Source organism: Brachyspira sp. (assembly GCF_050873525.1).
In the GTDB taxonomy this organism is placed as follows: Bacteria; Spirochaetota; Brachyspiria; order Brachyspirales; family Brachyspiraceae; genus Brachyspira.
On sequence record NZ_JBNMIZ010000178.1, the window covers coordinates 1 to 5527 of the forward strand.

At 32.2% G+C, this 5527-nt stretch carries 6 protein-coding genes; 4 read left to right on the forward strand and 2 right to left on the reverse strand.

Features of this window, described 5'->3' with window-relative positions:
- The first annotated feature begins 134 nt into the window (after positions 1-134).
- The 4 genes from ACR0QS_RS10470 to ACR0QS_RS10485 all read left to right on the forward strand — a co-directional run bounded on the left by ACR0QS_RS10470 (position 135) and on the right by ACR0QS_RS10485 (position 3588).
- On the forward strand, positions 135-794 hold the full coding sequence (locus ACR0QS_RS10470; protein ID WP_432633392.1) for a late competence development ComFB family protein: 660 nt from the start codon (positions 135-137) through the stop codon (positions 792-794).
- Positions 795-854: 60 nt separating this feature from the next.
- A complete protein-coding gene (locus ACR0QS_RS10475) occupies positions 855-1400 on the forward strand; it encodes a hypothetical protein (protein ID WP_432633393.1) in 546 nt (181 codons plus the stop codon).
- A gap of 94 nt (positions 1401-1494) precedes the next feature.
- A complete protein-coding gene (locus ACR0QS_RS10480) occupies positions 1495-1878 on the forward strand; it encodes a Fur family transcriptional regulator (RefSeq protein ID WP_432633394.1) in 384 nt (127 codons plus the stop codon).
- A gap of 123 nt (positions 1879-2001) precedes the next feature.
- Positions 2002-3588, forward strand: a complete 1587-nt coding sequence (locus tag ACR0QS_RS10485; RefSeq protein WP_432633395.1) for a glycoside hydrolase family 57 protein — start codon at positions 2002-2004, stop codon at positions 3586-3588.
- Positions 3589-3610: 22 nt separating this feature from the next.
- Here ACR0QS_RS10485 and ACR0QS_RS10490 read toward each other — a convergent pair whose 3' ends face one another.
- On the reverse strand, positions 3611-4066 hold the full coding sequence (locus ACR0QS_RS10490) for a bacteriohemerythrin (protein ID WP_432633396.1): 456 nt from the start codon (positions 4064-4066) through the stop codon (positions 3611-3613).
- A 133-nt stretch (positions 4067-4199) separates the two neighbouring features.
- Positions 4200-5492 (reverse strand): phosphopyruvate hydratase, encoded by a 1293-nt coding sequence (eno, locus tag ACR0QS_RS10495; RefSeq protein ID WP_432633397.1) that lies wholly within the window; start codon positions 5490-5492, stop codon positions 4200-4202.
- Between the last annotated feature and the right edge of the window lie 35 nt (positions 5493-5527).

Genomic DNA, 5527 nt, shown 5'->3' on the forward strand with positions numbered 1-5527 from the left:
AACATTAAATAAAAAAATTCAGCAAAATTTTTATTTTTTTATTATATTATTAATACAAAATCGTTTTGACAAATAATATTTTATTTTGTATAATATTATAATTATTAACTCTGAATTTTTTTAAGGAGAATATTATGTATTTAGTAAATCTTATGGAACAAAAAATTTCCAAATTGGCGGATTCTTATTTTAAAGAAAGAAATATACCCGCAAATACAAATATGCGCATGGATATAATAGCCTATACTTTGAATAGAGTGCAGCCCCAATATGTGACGAGCGCAAGAGGAGTTTTGCATAGCTACGATAGAAGCGACACGGAAGAAAATATTGAAATATTGAATACGATAGAAAAAGCATGCGAAGTTATAAGAAGAAGAAAAGAAAATACTCCGATAGAATCTATTCCAATTATAGAAGAGAGCGGCTATTATTTAGCATATCCGAGTATAATGGGAAATATATGTTCGGCAAACGGTTCTAAAAAAGTGGAAAGCGCTATGGTTTATATGTATTATAAAGATAAACTTATAGAAGGATACGGAGCGAATTTTCCTAATCCAGCCGTAGTTTCAAAAAATGTTCCGGGAAAATTTATGTTCTGCTTTATGCCGAAAAAAGTCGATTCAAACGAAAGTATGGATATAGATTTGGATATAGTCATAGAAGCGGAAAATTATAAGCAGTATAAAGGAGTTTTAAATTTTACTGTTACTCCCGCTTTTTATAACGCGAACGATATGCCTTTATTTTCTATAGAAGAAGTTAACGATATATTGCTAACGGAAGACTAATTATTTAATTATTTGGTTCTTATAATTTATTTTTTGATTTTTAATTATTTATAAATAAAAATGCGAGCTATAAAATTTATACTGTTTTCATGTCTGTTTGTTTTATGCATAGTTTTTGCAAATTTGATTCATAAAAACAGAACCGCCAATAGAGGCGTGGATTTGTCCGAGAGTCTTATATATTCGGATTTTATTTATATAAACGCTAACGATATAAAATCTTTATTTTCAATTTCTTTTACGACTTCGTTTGATAATTTATCAAAAATTTTTGAAATTGATAAAAATTTGATTAGAAATAATATTTTAAGAAAAAATATAAAAGTGAAAGAAAATGACGGAGAGATTGTAGTATTTGTCGGAGATAATATAATAGAGCAGATAACGGTTAATATAAATAATAATCTCGAGGAGGCTTTGGAAAATATTTTAAAAAATTTAGTTTCAAATAATATTAATCTGAATAGCGAAATAATAGACGATATTGACGGAAATATTTTAGCAGAAATATATTATTTTGAAAAAGATAATTATAAATTTATAATCACAAAATCGAACGATAATCAAGTTTTATCGATAGATTATATTAATTTAAAAGTGCTATAAAATCCCATATTGACAAATATTATAAAATATAATATATTACTAAATAATATTAATTATCAATTATAAATTATTATTTAATAATTATGGGGTTATTATGAATAACACGAGAAACACCATACAAAAGCAGGTTATTTTGAATGCGGTTAGAGAATTGAAGAATCATCCAACTTCGGAAGAAGTTTATAATCATATAAAGCCGAATTTTCCATCAATAAGTTTGGGAACGGTTTATAGAAATTTAAATTTGCTTTCGGAAAATAAAGATATACAAAAAATATCCGTAATAGACGATGCAGTGAGATTCGACCATAAAACGGAAGAACATTATCATTTTCAATGCGATAAATGTAAAAAATTATTCGATATGCCGATGAAATATCAAAAATCTTTAGACGAAATCGCCTCAAAAGAAAATAATATGGAAATAATAAAGCATGATATCGTTTTTTTAGGAATCTGTCCGTCCTGCAAATCTTAAAGTTTTGCATAATAAAATCCGTATAAAATATATGAAATTTATTTTAAAAGTCTTGATTTAACTAATATTTTTTATATAATATAAATAGTTTAATAATTTAAGGAATAAATAAAGGAAAATTATATGTCAAAAGGTTATTTAGCTTTAGTATTGCATGCTCATTTGCCATATGTGAGGCATCCCGAGCATGAAAATTTTTTAGAGGAAGAATGGTTATACGAAGCCATTACCGAAACTTATATCCCTTTGCTTGACGCTTACGATAGACTTGTAAATGACGGCGTCAATTTTAAAATCACAATGAGCGTTACTCCTCCGCTTATGAATATGTTTGCAAACGAACTTCTGCAAAACCGATATGTAGAATATATAGAGAAGTTAATAAAATTGGCGGAAATGGAATGCGAAAGAACTTCACTAGACCCGAATTTTCATCATACGGCGGAAGTTTATAGAGATAAATTTTATAGAATAAGAGATATATTCGTTTATAAATACGGCAAAAATCTTTTAAACGGATTTAGATATTTTTTGGAAAGAGGAAATTTGGAAATAATAACATGCGGAGCTACGCATGGATTTTTTCCTTTTATGCAGGAATATCCTAACGCGATAGAAGCGCAGTTAAGAATGGCGGTTAAAACTTATGAAAGACATATGGGAAGAAAACCGACTGGAATATGGCTTGGAGAATGCGGATTTTTTCCGGGACTTGAAAAACATCTGGCAAATAACGGAATTAAATATTTCTTTGTAGACACTCACGGAATAATGCATGCCGATAAAGTGCCGAAATACGGAGTTTATGCGCCTTTATATTGTTCGAGAGAGAGCAGAGTCGCGGCGTTCGGGCGAGATATAGAAAGTTCGAGAAGCGTTTGGAGTGCGGAAGTAGGTTATCCCGGCGATTTTAGATATAGAGAATTTTATAGAGATATAGGATACGATTTGCCTTTTGAATATATTAAAGATTTTATTCAAAGCAACGGTTTAAGAAAAAATACGGGAATCAAATATTATAGAATCACGGGTAAAGATTGTCCGAAAGAACCTTATAATCCCGAAGCGGCTATGGATGCGGCGGGAGAACATTCGGGCAATTTTATGTTTAATAGAGAAAAACAGATAGAATATTTGGATTCCGTTATGGACCGTCCTCCGATAGTCGTGTCGCCTTATGACGCTGAATTATTCGGACATTGGTGGTATGAAGGACCTATGTTTATAGAATTTTTAATGAGGAAAATTCACTTCGACCAAAGCACGATTGAAACGATAACTCCTAAAGAATATTTGGAAAGGCATCCCGTAAATCAAATATCAATGCCTTCGATGTCAAGCTGGGGAGCGAACGGATACGGCGAAGTTTGGCTTAACGGAACTAACGGATGGATATACAGACATTTGCATAAAGCGGCGGAAAGAATGATTGAACTTGCGCACGATTATTATAACGAAACGGGACTCTATGAAAGAGCCTTAAATCAAGCGGCAAGAGAACTTTTGCTCGCTCAAAGCAGCGACTGGGCTTTTATAATGCATACGGGAACTATGGTTGAATACGCCGTTAATACTACAAAATTATATTTGAAAAGATTTACCGATTTGTATTATGCAATTAAAAACAGAGATTTAAACGAAGAATGGTTAAGCAAATTGGAGTGGCGAGACGATATATTTCCAGAGATGGATTTTAGGATATATAATTAATAAAAATATAATTAGAGGAAGTTTATTTCTTTTGATTTTCTTCCTCTTTCATTTTTTCGAGTATTAATTTAAGTTCGTCAACAAAGGCTTTATCGTCTCCCAAAATATGACTAAAAAGCCAGTCTCTCAAATAGACTATAAAATCTTCCATATCGACATTTTCGCCGTTTGTATATTTTATAACTTCTTCCAAAACCTTGCTTGAAAATTCTCTATGTTTTGAAATATGCTCTTTAAAAGATTTATAATGAACAGCTTTCATTATTTTTTCTTCGGTTGCAAAATGATAAGTCGCGTAATCCACGGTTCTTTTTAGAATAATTTTAAATTTATCTTTAACTTCTGGAATCAACAAGTTCCCTTTTTCCGCGGAGGCATGCAAATCGTTTATTATATTAATAAGTTCTCTATGCTGGTCGTCAATTCTTTTATAGCCGACTTCAAATTTTTCGCTCCATATTATCCACTTATTTTCCATAGTTATTTCCTCTTACTGATAAAAATAAAATTAAACTAAATAATAATAAAAATAAAACCTATCTCAAATATTTTATAATTTGAAATAGGTTCGTCTATAATTTTTATTTTTAATCTTAAATTAAATAAATAAATTATTTTAAATTAAAGAAAGCTTTTTTACCCAAATAAACGGCTCTATTTCCCAACTCTTCTTCTATTCTCAAAAGCTGATTATATTTCGCTATTCTATCGCTTCTTGATGCGCTTCCCGTTTTTATCTGTCCCGCATTTGTAGCGACAACTATATCGGCTATCGTAGTGTCTTCGGTTTCGCCCGAACGATGAGAAACAACGGAAGTATAATTATGAGTTTTTGCAAGTTCGATTGAATCCAAAGTTTCGGTTAAAGAACCTATTTGATTAACTTTTATAAGTATGGAATTTGCCACGCCTTTATCGAGTCCCATTTGAAGTCTTTTAACATTTGTAACAAATAAATCGTCTCCGACTAATTGAACTTTTTTACCCAATTTTTCGGTTAAGATTTTCCATCCTTCCCAGTCGTCTTCCGCTGTGGCGTCTTCGATTGATATGATAGGATAATTATTAACCAAATGAGCGTAAAAATCAACCATTTCTGCAGAAGAAAGTTCTCTTTTGTCCGACTTTTTGAAAACATATTTCTTTTTGTTTTTATCGTAGAATTCGCTCGAAGCTGGGTCCATCGCAATGCATACATCGTCCCCAGGTTTATAGCCCGCTTTTTCAATTGCCTGCATGATAACTTTTAAAGGTTCTTCGTTATCTTTCAAATCTGGAGCAAATCCGCCTTCGTCTCCAACTGTCGTGCTTAAACCTTTATCATGAAGAATATTTTTCAAATTGTGAAAAACTTCCGCTACGCATCGAATTCCTTCTTTGAAAGTAGGAGAACCGACAGGCATAACCATATACTCTTGAAAGTCTATTGGAGCGCTCGAGTGCGCGCCGCCGTTTAGAATATTAGCCATAGGAACGGGTAAAGTTTTGGCGTTAGTTCCTCCGATATATCTGTATAGAGGAATGTCAAGTTCGTTAGCCGCAGCTTTCGCAACCGCAAGAGATACTCCCAATATAGCGTTTGCTCCAAGTTTTCCTTTGTTTTCCGTGCCGTCAAGTTCTATCATTGTTCTGTCGATTTCAACTTGTTCTAAAGCGTCCATATCGATTAATTCGTTGCAAATAATTTCATTTACATTTTCAACGGCTTTTTGAACGCCTTTTCCCAAATATCTGCTTTTGTCTCCGTCTCTTAATTCAACGGCTTCATGCTCTCCAGTGGAAGCTCCAGAAGGCACTGCCGCTCTTCCCATCGCTCCGCTGTCCAAATAAACATCCACCTCAACGGTAGGATTTCCTCTCGAGTCTAAAATTTCTCTCGCTACTATATTATCTATTAAAGACATATTAAATACTCCTTGTTAAACATTAATAAAAATAT

Excerpts from the sequence above, each read along its gene's own strand:
- ACR0QS_RS10470 (WP_432633392.1), top strand. The coding sequence starts at position 135 with ATGTATTTAGTAAATCTTATGGAACAAAAAATTTCCAAATTGGCGGAT.
- ACR0QS_RS10475 (WP_432633393.1), top strand. The coding sequence starts at position 855 with ATGCGAGCTATAAAATTTATACTGTTTTCATGTCTGTTTGTTTTATGC.
- ACR0QS_RS10480 (WP_432633394.1), top strand. The coding sequence starts at position 1,495 with ATGAATAACACGAGAAACACCATACAAAAGCAGGTTATTTTGAATGCG.
- ACR0QS_RS10485 (WP_432633395.1), top strand. The coding sequence starts at position 2,002 with ATGTCAAAAGGTTATTTAGCTTTAGTATTGCATGCTCATTTGCCATAT.
- ACR0QS_RS10490 (WP_432633396.1), bottom strand. The coding sequence starts at position 4,066 with ATGGAAAATAAGTGGATAATATGGAGCGAAAAATTTGAAGTCGGCTAT.
- eno (WP_432633397.1), bottom strand. The coding sequence starts at position 5,492 with ATGTCTTTAATAGATAATATAGTAGCGAGAGAAATTTTAGACTCGAGA.